The sequence below is a fragment of the Bacillus haynesii genome, assembly GCF_001969855.1.
GTDB lineage: Bacteria > Bacillota > Bacilli > Bacillales > Bacillaceae > Bacillus > Bacillus haynesii.
The window spans coordinates 100,479-115,927 of sequence record NZ_MRBL01000007.1; the positions used below are offsets into that span (position 1 = coordinate 100,479).

At 48.2% G+C, this 15,449-nt stretch carries 17 protein-coding genes; 12 read left to right on the top strand and 5 right to left on the bottom strand.

The window, feature by feature from the left end:
* Window positions 1-62: 62 nt before the first annotated feature.
* The 3 genes from BTA31_RS07365 to BTA31_RS07370 form a co-directional block, all read right to left on the bottom strand.
* The gene (locus BTA31_RS07365) at window positions 63-251 is read right to left on the bottom strand and encodes a DUF3813 domain-containing protein (RefSeq protein WP_043925592.1); all 189 of its coding nucleotides are present in this window, start codon (window positions 249-251) and stop codon (window positions 63-65) included.
* A gap of 1 nt (window position 252) precedes the next feature.
* Window positions 253-393, bottom strand: coding sequence for a hypothetical protein (locus BTA31_RS22980; RefSeq protein WP_003180548.1), 141 nt, complete (start codon window positions 391-393; stop codon window positions 253-255).
* A gap of 97 nt (window positions 394-490) precedes the next feature.
* Entirely contained in the window at window positions 491-1,303 is an 813-nt protein-coding gene (locus BTA31_RS07370; RefSeq protein ID WP_043925593.1) for a Cof-type HAD-IIB family hydrolase, read from the bottom strand.
* Between the two features lie 122 nt (window positions 1,304-1,425).
* Between BTA31_RS07370 and BTA31_RS07375 the strand changes: the two genes are divergently transcribed.
* The 9 genes from BTA31_RS07375 to argF all read left to right on the top strand — a co-directional run bounded on the left by BTA31_RS07375 (window position 1,426) and on the right by argF (window position 12,293).
* Complete coding sequence (locus BTA31_RS07375; protein ID WP_076790448.1) at window positions 1,426-2,193, top strand: prolyl oligopeptidase family serine peptidase; 768 nt, start codon at window positions 1,426-1,428, stop codon at window positions 2,191-2,193.
* A gap of 62 nt (window positions 2,194-2,255) precedes the next feature.
* Window positions 2,256-2,564, top strand: a complete 309-nt coding sequence (locus tag BTA31_RS07380) for a metal-sulfur cluster assembly factor (protein WP_076790449.1) — start codon at window positions 2,256-2,258, stop codon at window positions 2,562-2,564.
* A 355-nt stretch (window positions 2,565-2,919) separates the two neighbouring features.
* Window positions 2,920-3,957 (top strand): N-acetyl-gamma-glutamyl-phosphate reductase, encoded by a 1,038-nt coding sequence (argC, locus tag BTA31_RS07385; RefSeq protein WP_076790451.1) that lies wholly within the window; start codon window positions 2,920-2,922, stop codon window positions 3,955-3,957.
* 19 nt (window positions 3,958-3,976) lie between these two features.
* Entirely contained in the window at window positions 3,977-5,197 is a 1,221-nt protein-coding gene (gene argJ / locus BTA31_RS07390) for a bifunctional ornithine acetyltransferase/N-acetylglutamate synthase (RefSeq protein WP_076790453.1), read from the top strand.
* Window positions 5,198-5,210: 13 nt separating this feature from the next.
* On the top strand, window positions 5,211-5,987 hold the full coding sequence (gene argB, locus BTA31_RS07395) for an acetylglutamate kinase (RefSeq protein ID WP_076790455.1): 777 nt from the start codon (window positions 5,211-5,213) through the stop codon (window positions 5,985-5,987).
* On the top strand, window positions 5,984-7,141 hold the full coding sequence (locus BTA31_RS07400; protein ID WP_076790457.1) for an acetylornithine transaminase: 1,158 nt from the start codon (window positions 5,984-5,986) through the stop codon (window positions 7,139-7,141). Before argB ends, BTA31_RS07400 begins: the two co-directional genes overlap by 4 nt.
* Before the next feature lie 67 nt (window positions 7,142-7,208).
* On the top strand, window positions 7,209-8,273 hold the full coding sequence (locus tag BTA31_RS07405) for a carbamoyl phosphate synthase small subunit (protein WP_076790460.1): 1,065 nt from the start codon (window positions 7,209-7,211) through the stop codon (window positions 8,271-8,273).
* Window positions 8,266-11,355, top strand: coding sequence for a carbamoyl phosphate synthase large subunit (locus BTA31_RS07410; RefSeq protein WP_076790462.1), 3,090 nt, complete (start codon window positions 8,266-8,268; stop codon window positions 11,353-11,355). Before BTA31_RS07405 ends, BTA31_RS07410 begins: the two co-directional genes overlap by 8 nt.
* Window positions 11,343-12,293 carry an ornithine carbamoyltransferase gene (argF, locus tag BTA31_RS07415; RefSeq protein WP_076790464.1) on the top strand — a complete coding sequence of 317 codons (951 nt, stop codon included), beginning with the start codon at window positions 11,343-11,345 and terminating at the stop codon, window positions 12,291-12,293. The genes BTA31_RS07410 and argF overlap by 13 nt, the downstream gene beginning before the upstream one ends.
* Before the next feature lie 35 nt (window positions 12,294-12,328).
* On the opposite strand, the gene BTA31_RS07420 is transcribed toward argF, so the two are convergent.
* Complete coding sequence (locus BTA31_RS07420) at window positions 12,329-13,141, bottom strand: undecaprenyl-diphosphate phosphatase (RefSeq protein ID WP_076790466.1); 813 nt, start codon at window positions 13,139-13,141, stop codon at window positions 12,329-12,331.
* 181 nt (window positions 13,142-13,322) lie between these two features.
* On the opposite strand from BTA31_RS07420, the gene BTA31_RS07425 reads away from it, so the two are divergent.
* Entirely contained in the window at window positions 13,323-13,502 is a 180-nt protein-coding gene (locus tag BTA31_RS07425; RefSeq protein ID WP_003180573.1) for a YjzC family protein, read from the top strand.
* 71 nt (window positions 13,503-13,573) lie between these two features.
* Here the strand turns inward: BTA31_RS07425 and BTA31_RS07430 are convergent, their stop codons facing one another.
* Window positions 13,574-13,759 carry a YjzD family protein gene (locus BTA31_RS07430; RefSeq protein WP_003180576.1) on the bottom strand — a complete coding sequence of 62 codons (186 nt, stop codon included), beginning with the start codon at window positions 13,757-13,759 and terminating at the stop codon, window positions 13,574-13,576.
* Window positions 13,760-13,999: 240 nt separating this feature from the next.
* Between BTA31_RS07430 and BTA31_RS07435 the strand changes: the two genes are divergently transcribed.
* Together BTA31_RS07435 and BTA31_RS07440 are read left to right on the top strand one after the other, a co-directional pair.
* Window positions 14,000-14,734 (top strand): hypothetical protein, encoded by a 735-nt coding sequence (locus BTA31_RS07435; protein WP_076790468.1) that lies wholly within the window; start codon window positions 14,000-14,002, stop codon window positions 14,732-14,734.
* A gap of 86 nt (window positions 14,735-14,820) precedes the next feature.
* Complete coding sequence (locus tag BTA31_RS07440) at window positions 14,821-15,396, top strand: hypothetical protein (RefSeq protein ID WP_076790470.1); 576 nt, start codon at window positions 14,821-14,823, stop codon at window positions 15,394-15,396.
* Window positions 15,397-15,449 lie beyond the last annotated feature (53 nt).

Sequence of the window (15,449 nt, forward strand, 5' to 3'; positions counted from 1 at the left end):
TAAAAAAGGAGCCGTGCCGATGGCACAGACTCCTTTCCGGCTGTCAAAAAGCCGGTGTGGTGTTATGAAAGTTGATCTAGCTGCTCCTGAAGATTGTGAAGCTGGCGCCGTTCGGCATCAGTTGAATTGGCAAACGCCGAGGAAAGGGCGTTTTTGGCTCTTGCAACGGCTTTCGCCTTTTCGCCTGAATCCGCCGAAGCTTCAGCTTCATGTACGGCTGCTTTGGCCATTTGAAACAGTTCGTTTCTCATGCTACAGCCCTCCGCATTCCGTCGGGCCGCTCTTCTGTTCAGCCTCTTCTAATGTGGAGCGGTAAGGGAACCTGGCGGCATGCTGTTTAAGCGAATCCTTGCCTTGCTGAATAAACCGTTTTGATTTGCTGCGTTTACCCATCTTGAATTCCCCCTTAACACGAGTGACGGTCCGGTGCGGCCGTCTTCTCATAGTATTGCCGTTTTAAAAAGCCGTTTATGAATGGCAAATTATAAAATTATAAAGCGAAGTAATCCTTTAAAAAGACTGCGATACCGTCTTCTTCGTTCGATTTCGTGACCTTGTTTGCAACGCTTTTTACCCCTTCGATGCCGTTGCCCATCGCTACGCCGCAGCCTGCGAACTCGAGCATTTCAAGGTCGTTGTCTTCATCGCCGAAGGCAATCACCCGTTCAGGCGGTATCCCGTAGTAGTCGGTGATTTTCTCTAAGCCGACCGCTTTATTGATGCCGCTTTTAATCAGTTCGATCACATGCCACGGGGCCGCCCATCTTCTATGGTCGACCATCTCCGCGTGAACGTCTGACAGATAGGAGCGGATCGCCGGAACATCCTCTTCTTTTGCGTGAATCAGTACGCTTGTCACATCCTGGCCGAGGTTTGTTCTTAAATCTCCGACTGTAATATTCGGGCTGCCCATCGTAAAGACATCAATCAGTTTTTCGTCATGATAATGAAAATAAACATCATCGACAATTTCAGCAAGGATATTATGTACGTTGTACGTCTCGCTGACTTCAATGATCTGTTTGACCACCTCGAGATCAAGAGAGGTATGGAAGCGTCCCCAGCTTTGATCTTTAGGGTGATGGACAAACGCCCCGTTGAAATTGACGATCGGCGTATCAAGCTGGAGCTGATCATAATACATGGAGCTTGCTCTGAACGGTCTTCCCGTAGAAATGCACACGTAATGTCCATCTTCCCGCAGCTTGCGGATGACTTCGCCGGAGCTTTCCGAGATGGTCTTGTCGTCTTTTAATAATGTACCGTCTAAGTCCAATGCAATTAAATATGGTTTTGTCTCCATAAATGCTCCTTTATTGTGAATTTGAAAGTTCTGACTTACCTATAGTGTATCTTTTTACCTTCTTTATTGTCTACATGTTAAACTGATGATGATGGACATCCTAAAAGGAGGAAGAAACAGTCGTGATCATAATCGAAAAGCAACATATTTCAAACATTCCTCTTTTGCATATTGTAAAAGAGGAGAAAAAAGAGAAAGCTCTTCCTCTTGTTTTCTTCATACATGGTTTTACAAGCGCAAAAGAGCATAACCTTCACTTCGCATATCTGCTTGCTGAAAAAGGAATGCGCGTGATTCTGCCCGAGGCTCTCTATCACGGGGAGAGGGATGAACAGCTCACCCAGGAAGAGCTCGCCCCGAGGTTTTGGGAGATCGTCACGAATGAAATCAAAGAGCTCGACGTGCTGAAAAACCACTTTGAACGTGAAAACCTGATTGAAAAGGGCCGTATCGGCGCCGCCGGAACTTCGATGGGCGGCATTGTCACGCTCGGCGCTTTGACCCAATACGAATGGATTACAACTGCCGTCAGTTTAATGGGCAGCCCCGCCTATGTAGAATTTTTTGATCAGCAGCTCGCTTTTATGCGTGAAAAGAAAATTGAACTTCCTTTCACAGAAGAACAAATCGAACAGCAGCGCGAAGAATTGAAGCGTTTTGACTTGAGTCTGCAGCCGGACAAATTGAACATGAGGCCGCTTTTATTTTGGCACGGCAAACAGGATGGCACCGTTCCGTATGCTTTGGCGCGCCGCTTCTATGAATCGATTATTCCGCTGTATGAAGCTCAGCCTGACTTGCTGCATTTTATCGAAGATGAGCGGGCCGGACATAAAGTATCGAGGGAAGGCCTTTTGAAAACAGTCGAATGGTTCGATGTGCACTTGTAAGTACTATCGTTTTAGAAAATGAACGAAGTGCGTTATACTGATGAAAAAAGGAGTGAGGAAGAGTGGATGAAGCATTAAAAGAAAACATCATGGGCGCCCTTGAACAGGTCGTTGACCCTGAACTGGGCGTCGATATCGTCAATCTCGGACTTGTATATGACGTGGATATGGATGAGAACGGCAAAACAGACGTGACCATGACTTTGACTTCAATGGGCTGTCCGCTGGCGCCTGTCATTGTAGATGAAGTTAAAAAAGCGCTGGCAGATATTCCGGAAGTCAAGGAAGTTGACGTTCATATCGTCTGGAATCCACCTTGGACACGGGACAAAATGTCGCGATATGCGAAAATCGCACTTGGCATCCAATAAACGTTTCCAGAGCCTGCTCAATCGTTGACAGGCTCTTTCTTTTTCGAATAAGGGAGCCGCCGAAATAGATACGAGACGTATCCGGCAGATCGCCTCTCACGTTATTAAAAAGAACGCTGGTACAAGCGTTCTTTTTTTATTGCAAAACGGCAGCAGGCACATTCTCCGGTTTGAAAAACGGAGAACCCGGGAAGGTAAGAACGGAGCACGGCCAAGCTGAGGAAAAGGACGGCCGGCGGGAGGAAAGCACCAATATGAAAGATGAATAAAAAAATATTAAATATACAATTGAATTAATTTTTATTCATGTTATAATGTTAAATAATTTCACAAAGACCAAGAAGGTGAACTTGTTTTGAAAATAGGTATTATAGGTGCTACTGGCTATGGAGGGGCAGAAATCATGAGGATTATGAGGACTCACCCTTATGCAGGTGAATGCATATTGTATTCATCGAGTGATGAGGGAGCCCGCTATGATGCCGCATACCCGCACCTTGTAAAACTGACAGATCAACACTTGCAACCAATCGATCTTAAGAAGATTGCGAACGAAATCGATTTTTTATTTATCGCAGCGCCTCCCGGGGTATCCAGCCGGCTGACGCCACAGTTTGATGGATATGACATACCGATTATTGACCTGTCCGGCGATCTCAGGATACAGGACCCAAGCGTCTATGAAAAGTGGTACAAAAGGGAAGCCGCGCCTGAACACGTGCTTCAAAAAGCGGTATACGGACTGTCTGAGCTGAATCGGGAAGACATTAAAACGGCGCAGTACATAGCCAATCCTGGATGTTTTCCGACAGCGGTCCTTCTCGGCTTGGCGCCGCTCGTCAAAAGCGGCAGCATCAACGAATCTTTTGTCATCATCGATGCAAAAACAGGGGTGTCAGGGGCAGGCAGAAAGGCGGCGATGGGCACTCATTTTTCAGAGGTCAATGACAATTTTAAAATATACAAGGTAAACGAACACCAGCACACGCCTGAAATCGAGCAAGCTGTCAAACAGTGGGACTCCGCATTTAAACCGATCACATTCAGCACGCATTTAGTTCCGATGACAAGAGGCATTATGGCGACCATCTACACAGAGCTGAAAGACAGTATGGATGCCGAACAGCTGCAACTTGTTTTTTCTAAATTTTATAAAGATTCGTACTTTGTCAGGGTAAGAGAAAACGGTTCGTTCCCTGCAACCAAAGAGGTGTACGGCAGCAATTTTTGCGATATCGGTGTTACCGTTGATGAACGGACGAACAGAGTGACGATCGTGTCAGTGATCGATAACTTGATGAAGGGAGCTGCGGGTCAGGCGGTTCAAAACTTCAACATTATGAACGGCTGGAGCGAAACCGCCGGGCTCGAATTTACGCCAATTTATCCATAAGACGGGAGAGAACAAACTTATGATTCAGGTGAGTCAAGACAGCATAAAAAAAACAGACGGAAGCGTCGCTTCGCCTCTGGGCTATCTGGCAAAAGGGGTCCACTGCGGCCTCCGCTATTCAAAAAAGGATCTTGGAATCATCATCAGCTCAAGACCGGCGGTGAGCGCCGCCGTTTATACCCAAAGCCACTTTCAGGCTGCACCGATCAAGGTGACGCAGGAAAGCCTCAAAAAAAGCGCGCAACTGCAAGCCGTCATCGTCAACAGTGCCAATGCCAACGCATGCACGGGAGAACAGGGCTTAAAAGATGCATATGAAATGCGCCGTCAAAGCGCTGATATGCTTGGGATCGAGCCGGAACTGGTGGCCGTGTCCTCAACCGGCGTCATCGGCGAATACCTCAAGATGGAGAACATCGCAAAAGGCATCAGCCTTCTCGCCGAGACAGAGCCTGCCGAAGGCGATTTCGAAGAAGCGATCTTAACGACGGACACCGTGATCAAACAAACGTGCTATGAACTGAGGATCGGCGGACAAAAAGTAACGATCGGCGGAGCGGCCAAAGGGTCGGGGATGATCCACCCGAATATGGCGACGATGCTCGGCTTTGTCACAACAGATGCATGCATCGAAGAAAGCGCGTTGCAAAGGGCATTAAGGGAAATCACGGACGTTTCGTTCAACCAGATAACGGTCGACGGGGACACATCGACGAACGATATGGTGCTCGTCATGGCGAACGGCTGCGCCGGAAATGAGCGCCTCCATGAAGAACACGAAGATTGGCCGGTTTTCAAAAAAGGCCTGCAGCTTGTCTGCACAGACCTCGCCAAACAAATCGCGAGAGACGGTGAAGGGGCGACGAAGCTGATCGAGGTTGAAGTGAACGGCGCCAAAAGCAATCTTGAAGCGCAAATCATCGCCAAAAAAATCGTCGGCTCAAACCTTGTAAAAACCGCGGTTTACGGAACGGATGCGAACTGGGGCAGAATCGTTGTCGCGATCGGGGATAGCATAGCTGCTGTGACACCGGAGAAGGTGGAAATCCGCCTGGGCGGCCAATGCCTTTTTAAAAATAACGAACCGCAGCCGTTTTCAGAGGAGCTGGCCAAAACATATTTAGAAAACAGCGAAGTGAAAATCGAGGTTTACATGCAGGAAGGTGAAGGAAAGGGGACGGCTTGGGGCTGCGATTTAACTTATGAATACGTCAAAATCAATGCGAGCTATCGTACGTAAAAAGGGGATCACAATGGGGAAAACAATCGTTTTTAAATGCGGCGGAAGCATCATCCGCGAACTATCGGACGAATTTTTTCAAAATCTGAAAGAGCTGACTGAAAGCGGCTGGAAAATCGCGCTCGTCCACGGGGGCGGACCCGATATTACAAAGATGCTGAAGAAACTCAATATTCGAACCGAATTCGTCAACGGACAGCGCAAGACGACAAAAGCGGTTCTTGAAGTCGCTGAAATGGTCCTGTCCGGTTCGATCAACAAATTTTTCGTTGCTGAGCTGGCGAAGCACGGCCTTCCGGCTGTCGGCGTATCAGGAAAAGACGGGGGACTGCTCCTTGCCGACTATTTAAATGAAAAAGAATACGGTCAGGTCGGGCGCATAAAAAAAGTAAACAGCCGAATGGCCGAAGCGCTCATGGAAAAAGGGTTTATTCCGGTTATCGCCCCCCTCTCGATGACGGATGGCTGTGAGACCTTGAATGTGAACGCCGATTTGGCGGCGTCGGCTGTTGCCGCAGCCTTGTGCGCTGATAAATTGATGTTTGTGACAGATGTCAAAGGGATTATGAAAAACGAAGAAATGCTGAAAGAGCTGACGTCCGAAGATATTGAAAGCCTGATTGCTGAAGGTGTGATCTCGGGAGGCATGATACCAAAAGTACATTCCGCAAAAGAGGCTCTCACAGATGAAGTAGATGAAGTGATGATTGTGAGCGGGAAAGGATCTTTCCTGACGAAAGACAATTTCATCGGTACGAAAATCATCAAACAAAAGGAGGCCGTATCGTGAGTCACTTATTTCAGACGTACACCCGCTGGAATATCAATATTAAAAAAGCGAAAGGCACGATCGTTCAAGATGAGAAGGGGAACGCCTATCTCGATTTCGTCCAGGGAATCGCGGTCTGCAATCTCGGGCATTGCCCTGATTCAGTAACAGCTGCTGTCAAAAATCAGCTTGATAATGTCTGGCATGTTTCCAATTTGTTTCAAAATGATCTTCAAGAAACGGTTGCACAGCTTCTTGCCAAAAACAGTGCAGGCGATCTCGTCTTCTTTTGCAACAGCGGGGCGGAAGCGAATGAAGGGGCGGTAAAGCTCGCGCGAAAACATACGCAAAAAACAAAAATCGTAACGTTTCAGCAATCGTTCCACGGCCGCACGTATGCGGGCATGGCTGCAACCGGACAGGAAAAGATCAAGCTCGGGTTCGGGCCGATGCTAGAAGGGTTCCATTACCTCCCTTACAACGAGCCGAAAGCATTTGCCGAATTGCAGGACGAAAAAGATATCGCGGCGGTGATGCTGGAGCCGATACAAGGCGAAGGCGGCGTCATCCCGGCGAGCAGAGAATTTCTGCAGAGCGTTCAAGATTTTTGCCGAGATAAGCAGGCTCTCCTTATCGTTGACGAAGTTCAAACCGGAATCGGCCGCACCGGTAAGGTTTTTGGATATGAACACGAAGGGCTGTCACCCGATATCATCACCGTCGCGAAAGGGCTAGGCAGCGGTTTTCCGGTCGGAGCAGTCATCGGGAAAAAAGAGCTTTCAGAAGCGTTCTCGCCGGGTTCCCACGGCACGACATTCGGAGGGAACATGCTGGCGATGGCTGCGGCAAACGCCACGTTGGAGACCATTTTAGAGAGCAGCTTTCTCGAAGAAGTGAGCGCCAAAGGAGCATTTTTGCATCAACAGCTGAAAGATAAGCTCCAATTTCCGCTTGTGAAAGATATCCGCGGGAAAGGGCTGATCGCCGGAATCGAGTGCAAAGAACCCGTGCAGCCGTTGATCGAAGCGCTTCAAAAGGAAGGGTTGCTCGTTCTTCCTGCGGGTCCGAACGTCATCAGGCTCCTGCCGCCGTTGACGGTTGCGAAAAGCGAAATCAAAGCGGCCGTGGAGAAGCTGAAAGTTGTCATGGCAAATCATTCGGCTGTAAAGCAGTAATTTTTTTTGAAATGAAAGTATAAAAATTCATGAATATCACTATTTATTCATCAAAGGTGGGCATAAGATGGAAGGATATTTAGTTCTTGAAGATGGTACATCCTTCAGCGGTGAACTGGACGGTCTTGACGGCTGCACCGGTGAAGTCGTTTTTTTTACAGGCATGACCGGTTATCAGGAGGTTTTGACAGACCCTTCATATAAAGGCCAGATTATTGTCTTTACGTATCCGCTGATCGGCAACTACGGAATGAATGAAAGCGATGATGAAAGCAAACGGCCTCAGGTGAAAGGCGTTGTCGTCTATGAAGCGTGCGACAGGTTTTCCCATCATCAGGCGACAGAAAGCCTTCGGGAATACTTGGCGAAGTGGGATGTTCCGCTTTTGTCGCACGTGGACACAAGAGCGGTTGTTCAGCATATCAGGGCAAAGGGGACGCTGAATGCCAGACTGACGAAACAAAAGGACGACATCCCGGCTCCGCGCCAGCTGGAAAACTATGCGGCACAGGTTGCCGGACAAAACGAAAACGGCGCTTTTGGGGAAGGCAATCCGCATATTGCGCTGATCGATTTCGGCTATAAAAAGTCGATCGCTTCATCGCTTGTAAACCGGGGCTGCAAAGTAACGGTCGTTCCCTATCAAGAGATGGACGGCATTTCGAAGCTGAATCCGGACGGGGTCGTCCTTTCAAACGGGCCGGGCGATCCGAAAGCAATCCTTCCATATATGGATGTGCTCCGGGATATCATCTCTTCATATCCGACGCTCGGCATCTGCCTCGGGCACCAGCTGATCGCGCTCGCATTCGGAAGCGATACGTATAAGCTTCCGTTCGGCCACAGGGGAGCCAATCATCCGGTCATGGATAAAGAGACCGGACGCGTGTTCATGACAAGCCAAAATCACAGCTATGTCGTCGATCGGGACACCATCAGCCAAAATGAATTTTCCGTCAGGTTTCATCATGTCAACGACGGTTCAGTAGAAGGGCTGATGCATAAAACACTGCCTGTCATATCCGTTCAGTTTCATCCGGAAGCCCATCCGGGACCGGCTGAAAGCGAATGGATATTCGGCGAATATTTGCAGAAATTGAACGAAGCAAGGAGAGAGATCGCCCATGCCTAAAGATCAAACCATCAAAAGCATTCTCGTTATCGGATCGGGGCCGATAATCATCGGGCAGGCCGCTGAATTCGACTACTCCGGAACACAGGGCTGCATGGCGCTGAAAAGCGAAGGCTACCGGGTGATTCTCGTCAACAGCAATCCGGCGACAATCATGACCGACGAATCTTTTGCAGATGAAATCTATTTTGAGCCTTTGACAGTGGAAAGCCTCACACAAATCATCAAGCGCGAAAAACCGGACGGACTGCTCGCCAATCTGGGCGGACAGACAGCGCTGAATTTAGCTGTCGAGCTCGAAAAGGCCGGCATTCTTAAAGCATACGGGGTGAAGCTGCTTGGAACATCTGTCGATACGATCGAAAAAGGGGAAGACAGGGAAAAGTTCCGCGCCTTGATGAAAGAGCTGAACGAACCTGTGCCGGCTTCAGAAATTGTTGACAATCAAGATGATGCGCTTCGTTTTGCGCTCTCAATCGGTTTTCCGATTATCGTGCGGCCGGCCTATACATTGGGCGGAAAAGGAGGCGGCATCGCGGCGACGAAAGAGGAGTTACTGCCTTTAATCGAAAGCGCCCTCCTCGCAAGTCCGATCCATCAATGCCTTGTCGAAAAAAGCATTGCCGGTTTTAAAGAAATCGAATACGAAGTCATGCGGGACAGAAACAATACATGCATTACCGTTTGCAATATGGAAAACATCGATCCGGTCGGCATCCATACGGGGGATTCGATCGTTGTCGCTCCGTCGCAGACATTAACGGATGCGGAATATCAAATGCTGCGTTCTGCCAGCTTAAAGATCATTTCCGCGCTCGATGTCGTCGGCGGCTGCAACATTCAATTCGCCCTGGACCCGGAGAGCAAAAACTATTATGTCATCGAGGTTAATCCGAGAGTAAGCCGTTCATCAGCGCTCGCCTCAAAAGCGACCGGCTATCCGATCGCAAAAATGGCGGCTAAACTGGCAGTCGGCTACACGCTTGCCGAGCTGAAAAATCCGCTCACAGATTCGACGTATGCAAGCTTCGAGCCTGCGCTTGACTATGTCGTCGTCAAATTTCCGCGCTGGCCGTTCGATAAATTCAAACAAGCCGACCGTAAGCTCGGCACGAAAATGAAAGCGACAGGGGAAGTCATGGCGATTGACCGCAATCTTGAAGCGGCCCTGCAAAAAGCGGTCGCATCCCTTGAGCTGAAAACGTCAGGAACACATTTGCCTGAACTTGGCGGCGTATCTTCAGAAGTGTTGTGGAAGCTGCTTGAGACCCCTGATGACCGCCGTTTCTTTGCGGTCATGGAGCTGCTGAGCAGGGGGACTTCCATCAGCGAGATACACGAGAAAACGAAAATGGATTACTACTTCCTTCATGTCTTTTCTAACATCATACAGCTGGAAAACACGTTAATGGAGCAGGGGGACGCGCTGTCCGTCAGCCTTTTGCAAAAGGTGAAAGAAAAGGGATTTACCGACTTTACGATCGCTTCCCTCACCGGAAAGACGGAAGAAGAAGTGCGCGCGCTCCGCAAGAAAATGGGCATTGCCGCATCCTTTAAAATCGTCGATACATGCGCAGCTGAATTTGATGCGAAGACAAATTATTTTTACTCAACGTATTTCGGGAAAAGCGACGGAGACATCACTCAAAAAACGAAAAAGCGGGCATTGATCATCGGTTCAGGCCCGATTCGGATCGGCCAGGGGGTCGAGTTTGACTACAGTGCCGTGCACGGCGTCATGACGCTGAAAAACCTCGGGTTTGAAACGATCATGCTGAACAACAACCCGGAAACCGTCAGCACGGATTATGAAATGGCAGACCGTCTGTATTTTGAACCGATTACACCCGAGCATATTCTTAATGTCGCTGAAGCAGAAGACATCGACTTTGCGATTGTTCAATTCGGCGGCCAATCCGCAATCAATGTAGCGGAAGCGATTGAAAAAGCGGGTATCACCCTGCTTGGGACATCATCGGAAACCCTTGACATACTTGAAGACCGCGATCAATTTTATCAGCTTCTTGACGAGCTCGGCATCTCCCATGCCAAAGGAGAAACAGCTTCATCAAAAGCGGAAGCGGTGCAGAAAGCAAACGAAATCGGCTATCCTGTGCTGATCAGGCCGTCATATGTGATCGGCGGAATGGGCATGATGATCGTTCACTCTGAAGCGGAGCTCAGAGAGCTGCTGGGCGGGGCATCGCAAATGCCTTACCCGATTCTGATCGATCAATACGTATCCGGAAAAGAGTTTGAAATCGACCTTGTCAGCGATGGCGACGATCTTTATATCCCGACTTATATCGAGCATATTGAAAAAGCGGGCGTGCATTCAGGTGACAGCTACGCGATTTTGCCGGGGCCTTCGGTAACTCCGGAGATGAAAAACGCCGCTCGTGATGCTGCCGCAAAAATCGTCCGCAAGCTCGGATTTAAAGGCATTATGAACATTCAATTTATAGCTGATGCGGATGAACTGCTCATCCTTGAAGTCAATCCGAGGGCGAGCCGGACAGTTCCGGTTGTCAGCAAGGTGATGGGAGTTCCGATGATCCCGCTTGCGGCGAAACTGTTAGCCGGTTCGTCACTCAAAGAATTGAAGCCCGCTGCCAAAAATTCGCGCGGCATTGCCGTGAAGTTTCCGGTCTTTTCATCACACGCTATTCAGGATGTCGATTTGAAGCTTGGGCCGGAAATGAAATCGACTGGTGAAGGCATGTATGTCGGCTTCAATCCGGAAAGCGCCCTGAAGAAAATCTTTGCGGGAATCTGGCAAACGAAAGGCTGCATTTACATGGAAGGGGCCGGCGAGCTCCGTTCTCTCGCAGAGCAGGCGGGCTTCACCGTACAATCAGACGATTTTTCGGGCTGGATCAAACGGAAAGACAAAGCGCTGCACATCCATTTAGCCGAATCAAAAGAGGCGAGAAAGCAGCGGATAGAAGCCGTCACCCACGGTGTGGCGGTGATGACGGAAGAAGAGACGGTGCGGGCATTTTTGACGAGCGGGCATGGAACGACTAAAGCCGTGTCGCTAAAAGATTTATATAAAAAGGAAGTGGAGACATGTCTACTGTAAACATCGGGGTGACCCGGGAGATCAATCTGTCAGGCAAGGATTTTTTAAGCCTGAAAGACTTTTCAAAAGAAGAGATCGTCTATTTGCTGAAAGAGGCTGCGGCAATGAAGCAAAATAAAATTCAAGACATCTTTAAAGGAAAAACATTGGCGATGATCTTTGAAAAATCGTCGACGAGAACGCGCGTATCGTTTGAAGCCGGAATGGCGCAGCTCGGCGGAAACGCCCTGTTTTTAAGCAGTAAAGACATGCAGCTGGGCAGAGGGGAAACGATCGCAGATACCGCGAAAGTGCTTTCGGGGTATGTCGACGCGATCATGATCCGCACATTCGAACACGAAAAAGTCGAAGAGCTTGCCAAGCACGCCGAGATTCCCGTGATCAACGGATTGACCGATCTTTTTCATCCGTGTCAGGCGCTTAGTGACCTCTTGACGATTCAAGAGATGAAAGGAACATTAAAAGGGCTGAAAGCCGTTTATGTTGGAGACGGAAACAATGTCGCGCATTCGCTGTTAATCGGCTGCGCGAAGGTGGGATGCGATATTACGGTGGCTTCGCCTAAAGGGTATGAGCCGAATCAGGACGTGGTGAAACTGGCCGAGGCATTCGCCGAAGAATCCGGAGCTGCCGTCACAATCACAAATGACCCCGTGTCAGCCATTCAACATGCGGATGTCATCTATTCCGATGTTTTTACCAGCATGGGTCAGGAGGAGGAAGCCGAAGAACGGATGAACATCTTTGCTCCTTACCAGGTCAACGGAACGCTTGTCTCCCATGCCAAACCGGATTACGTCTTTCTGCACTGCCTTCCTGCCCACCGGGAGGAAGAGGTCACCGCAGAGATCATCGACGGTCCGAATTCAGCGGTATTTCAGCAGGCTGAAAACCGTCTGCACGTCCAAAAAGCTTTATTAAAAGCACTGTTATCTTAAATGAAAAACAGCTGATCCATTGATCAGCTGTTTTTTTAGGCGAATATCAAAACGGCGATGCCGATGACAAAGCAGTAAATTGAGAAATAAACCAAGTTTCCTTTCGCCATAATATTCATGAACCAGCGCAATGAGAAGTATGTAGCGATAATCGATGCGATGAACGCAAACAAATAAGGAAGGAAAAGCTCTCCTAAACGCGGATCATGAAAAATATCGGTCATGCTTAAAATGGTTCCGCCAAGGCTGACCGGTATGTACAGCAAAAATGAAAACCTGAGCGCAGTTTCAGATTTGAGGCCGAGCGCCATCGCAGGAACGATCGTCGCTCCCGAACGGCTGATGCCAGGAATAAGTGCAACCATTTGCGACAAGCCGATGATCACGGCGTCTCTCAGTCTGATTTCGCCGTCGTTTTTCCGGCCGCGCAAATTTCGAATGAGAAACAATGCCAGACCCGTGATCAGCAAAGTAACCGCGGTGATCCGGACGCCGTCTTTAAAGAAAGCCGAAATCTCATCATCAAATAAAACGCCGATGACACCGGCAGGAATCGTGGCAATGATCAGATAGATGATAAACCTGAAGTCCGCTTTTCCTTTTTCATTTTTTGATGTGACATAAGACAGCCCGTTTACCGCCAGCCTGAAAATATCGTTTTTATAAACGAGCAGTACGGCAATTAAAGAACCGGCATTCATCAAAAGCTCAAAACTGAAACCTTCAATGTTCAAGCCCAAAAAGTGCTGTGCCAGCACCAAGTGGCCGCTTGACGAAACAGGGATCGGCTCTGTGAATCCCTGAAGCAACCCTAAAAGGATATACTTGATCAACATTAAAAAATCCATGATACTCCTCCGTTTCCCACAAGTTGTGACGCCCTTTTAAAAGACGGAATGAACGGGCGATTCGTTTCAATTTTCGGAACGCTTTTCTCATTAAACTACACAAAGCAAACAGATGTAAAGATAAAATCGACATGTTTTTTGAGAGAACGGGGCAATCTAATGGTAAAAGGGAGTGAAGCAAATGGGACAGCAGCGTCAATTCCGGCCGGGCCAAAAAGCGCCCAATAATGGAGTGTATGTGGAGATCGGCGAAACGGGAAGCATGGTTCAGAACCCTCAGCAAATCAAATTGAGCGCCGGCGAGTTCTTCCCTGAAACCTCCAACCATAACCGGCTCTGGACATATAAAAGAAAGCCTTAAAAAACAGCCGTCGGTTTTTTCGGACGGCTGTCTGCCAAAAGCAAAAAACCCCGCTTTTAAAAGCAGGGGTTTTAATGTTGACTTGCATCCTGTTTAACAGGCATAATTTCTCCAAGAACAATAACGGCTGCGGTGATGATAAAGCCCATAATGACACTGGTTTGAAGGTCATACCCAGCGCCGTTCATGGCGCCGACAATGTAGCAGGCCATCTGTGTCAAAAGAAATGTCCAGAAAAAAGCGACCACAAATCGCATGTTTCCCACCTCGTCCTTCTCATTCAATTCTAAAACTTATCATACCATATACATAGCCGGCTGGAAAAGACATTTTAGTGAACAAGACAGGGCTTTCACCCCTGATTTCAGAAATACCAGAAAGGGCATTTAATTAAAGTTCATTTTTCATCATAAAGACTGGGACTTTTCCTTATTCGTTTGATGCACGTGCGACATAAAATAATGAGCAGATTACGGCAGGAAGGAGGCAGGCAAGTGATGAAAATAACCGAACGTTTTTTTCAAGTGGATTCAGAATGGAATGTGGTTCATCTTCCGTACAGGCCGAACGGTTTTCTGGTGTTCATTTTCGGTGACCGGAACCATTTCGTCGGGGAAGATTCGAGTTTCTGGCTTCAGCATTACGGGAGGAATCAGCTTCTAACGGGCCTGAGAAACAAAGGCTACACCCTGGTAAACAGCAATTTATTCGGCAGGCACTGGGGCTCCGAAAAAGCGGTTGCATACGCCAAGCAGCTGATTCATTACGTGTTCAAACAAGAGATTTTAAATGAAAAAATTCATCTATTGGCGGAAGGCACAGGCGCGCTCATTGCAGATGAACTCCTTCGCTCGATCCCGGAACAAATACGTTCTGCAGCGATGGTTAATCCTTGCCTCGATCTTCAGGCTCATCATAAGCGAGAAAAAGAAAACAAGTTTTTCTACAAACAGTTTATTAAAGAAATTGCCGAAAGCTACGGAATTTCGGAGCGGGAGGCTGCCGATTATCCGTTCAAAAGCATCTCCCCTTACCACAATCTCGTGCCCGTCCATATTTGGCAAAGGCTGAACGGCTCACCGTATCCGTATATGATTCATGCCAAAACGTTTGAGGAGCGCCAGCTTAAAGGCCGTCACAGCGTGGGACTTACCCTGCACCTGTCTGAACATCCTCAGCGCATTCATTCAGCAATCGCGAACTTTTTCAAAACGCATGAAAAAGTCTTATAGAGAATAGAATAATAGCAGCCCGCAAATGCTAAAAAGGGCTGTTTTTTGCTTGGCTAAAAAAGCTGAAACGAAAGGTGGTCCATCGAATGAAGCCGGCACTTGTATATGGAGCAGATGAGTTCTTCGGCCTTTCATTTTGTGAACATCTTCTTGAAGAGGGTGTAAATATAGATGTCAAGTTGGAGCAAACAAGCGATGAAAAAAAGCTGATGTACCTTGAAGAGCGGCTGATGTGGCTGGGCAGAAACCGGAATTTCCGCCTCATTGAAAAAGAGCTTGAAGCCCCATACGAACAAGTCTTTATCCAATACACAGGCTCCGTGCCGGAAGAAGCGCTTGCTGCAGGCATTGAAAACAAGCCTGTTATTCTGTTTGTCTATCAAGACCAATTCGAAGAGGATTTACGGGCCAGCATGGAGGAAAAGGGCGTTGAACTGATCGTGCTTCCGGAACTGTTCGGTCCGTGGGACATCAAGGCAGAGGATAAACAAAACAGAGACGGAGCGCTTTTTGTAAACGACGCGGCCGCACAAGCCGCTGCCTGTGCTGTCCAAAAAGACTTTTCAGCATTGCAGTTTGTAAAGAAGACGCCATACGAAAAAGCCGATGAGATCATTGAAGAATGGAGCAGACAAATGTCTACATTTTTCGACAAAAAATAAGAAAGATCTTCCTAATTTACACTTGAAAGGATACAATAAAGATAGATTTGAAT

Coding starts and splice junctions, on each gene's coding strand:
- BTA31_RS07365 (WP_043925592.1), bottom strand. CDS start 251: ATGAGAAACGAACTGTTTCAAATGGCCAAAGCAGCCGTACATGAAGCT.
- BTA31_RS22980 (WP_003180548.1), bottom strand. CDS start 393: ATGGGTAAACGCAGCAAATCAAAACGGTTTATTCAGCAAGGCAAGGAT.
- BTA31_RS07370 (WP_043925593.1), bottom strand. CDS start 1,303: ATGGAGACAAAACCATATTTAATTGCATTGGACTTAGACGGTACATTA.
- argJ (WP_076790453.1), top strand. CDS start 3,977: ATGATTCAGGTGAGTCAAGACAGCATAAAAAAAACAGACGGAAGCGTC.
- argB (WP_076790455.1), top strand. CDS start 5,211: ATGGGGAAAACAATCGTTTTTAAATGCGGCGGAAGCATCATCCGCGAA.
- BTA31_RS07405 (WP_076790460.1), top strand. CDS start 7,209: ATGGAAGGATATTTAGTTCTTGAAGATGGTACATCCTTCAGCGGTGAA.
- BTA31_RS07410 (WP_076790462.1), top strand. CDS start 8,266: ATGCCTAAAGATCAAACCATCAAAAGCATTCTCGTTATCGGATCGGGG.
- argF (WP_076790464.1), top strand. CDS start 11,343: ATGTCTACTGTAAACATCGGGGTGACCCGGGAGATCAATCTGTCAGGC.
- BTA31_RS07420 (WP_076790466.1), bottom strand. CDS start 13,141: ATGGATTTTTTAATGTTGATCAAGTATATCCTTTTAGGGTTGCTTCAG.
- BTA31_RS07425 (WP_003180573.1), top strand. CDS start 13,323: ATGGGACAGCAGCGTCAATTCCGGCCGGGCCAAAAAGCGCCCAATAAT.
- BTA31_RS07430 (WP_003180576.1), bottom strand. CDS start 13,759: ATGCGATTTGTGGTCGCTTTTTTCTGGACATTTCTTTTGACACAGATG.
- BTA31_RS07435 (WP_076790468.1), top strand. CDS start 14,000: ATGAAAATAACCGAACGTTTTTTTCAAGTGGATTCAGAATGGAATGTG.
- BTA31_RS07440 (WP_076790470.1), top strand. CDS start 14,821: ATGAAGCCGGCACTTGTATATGGAGCAGATGAGTTCTTCGGCCTTTCA.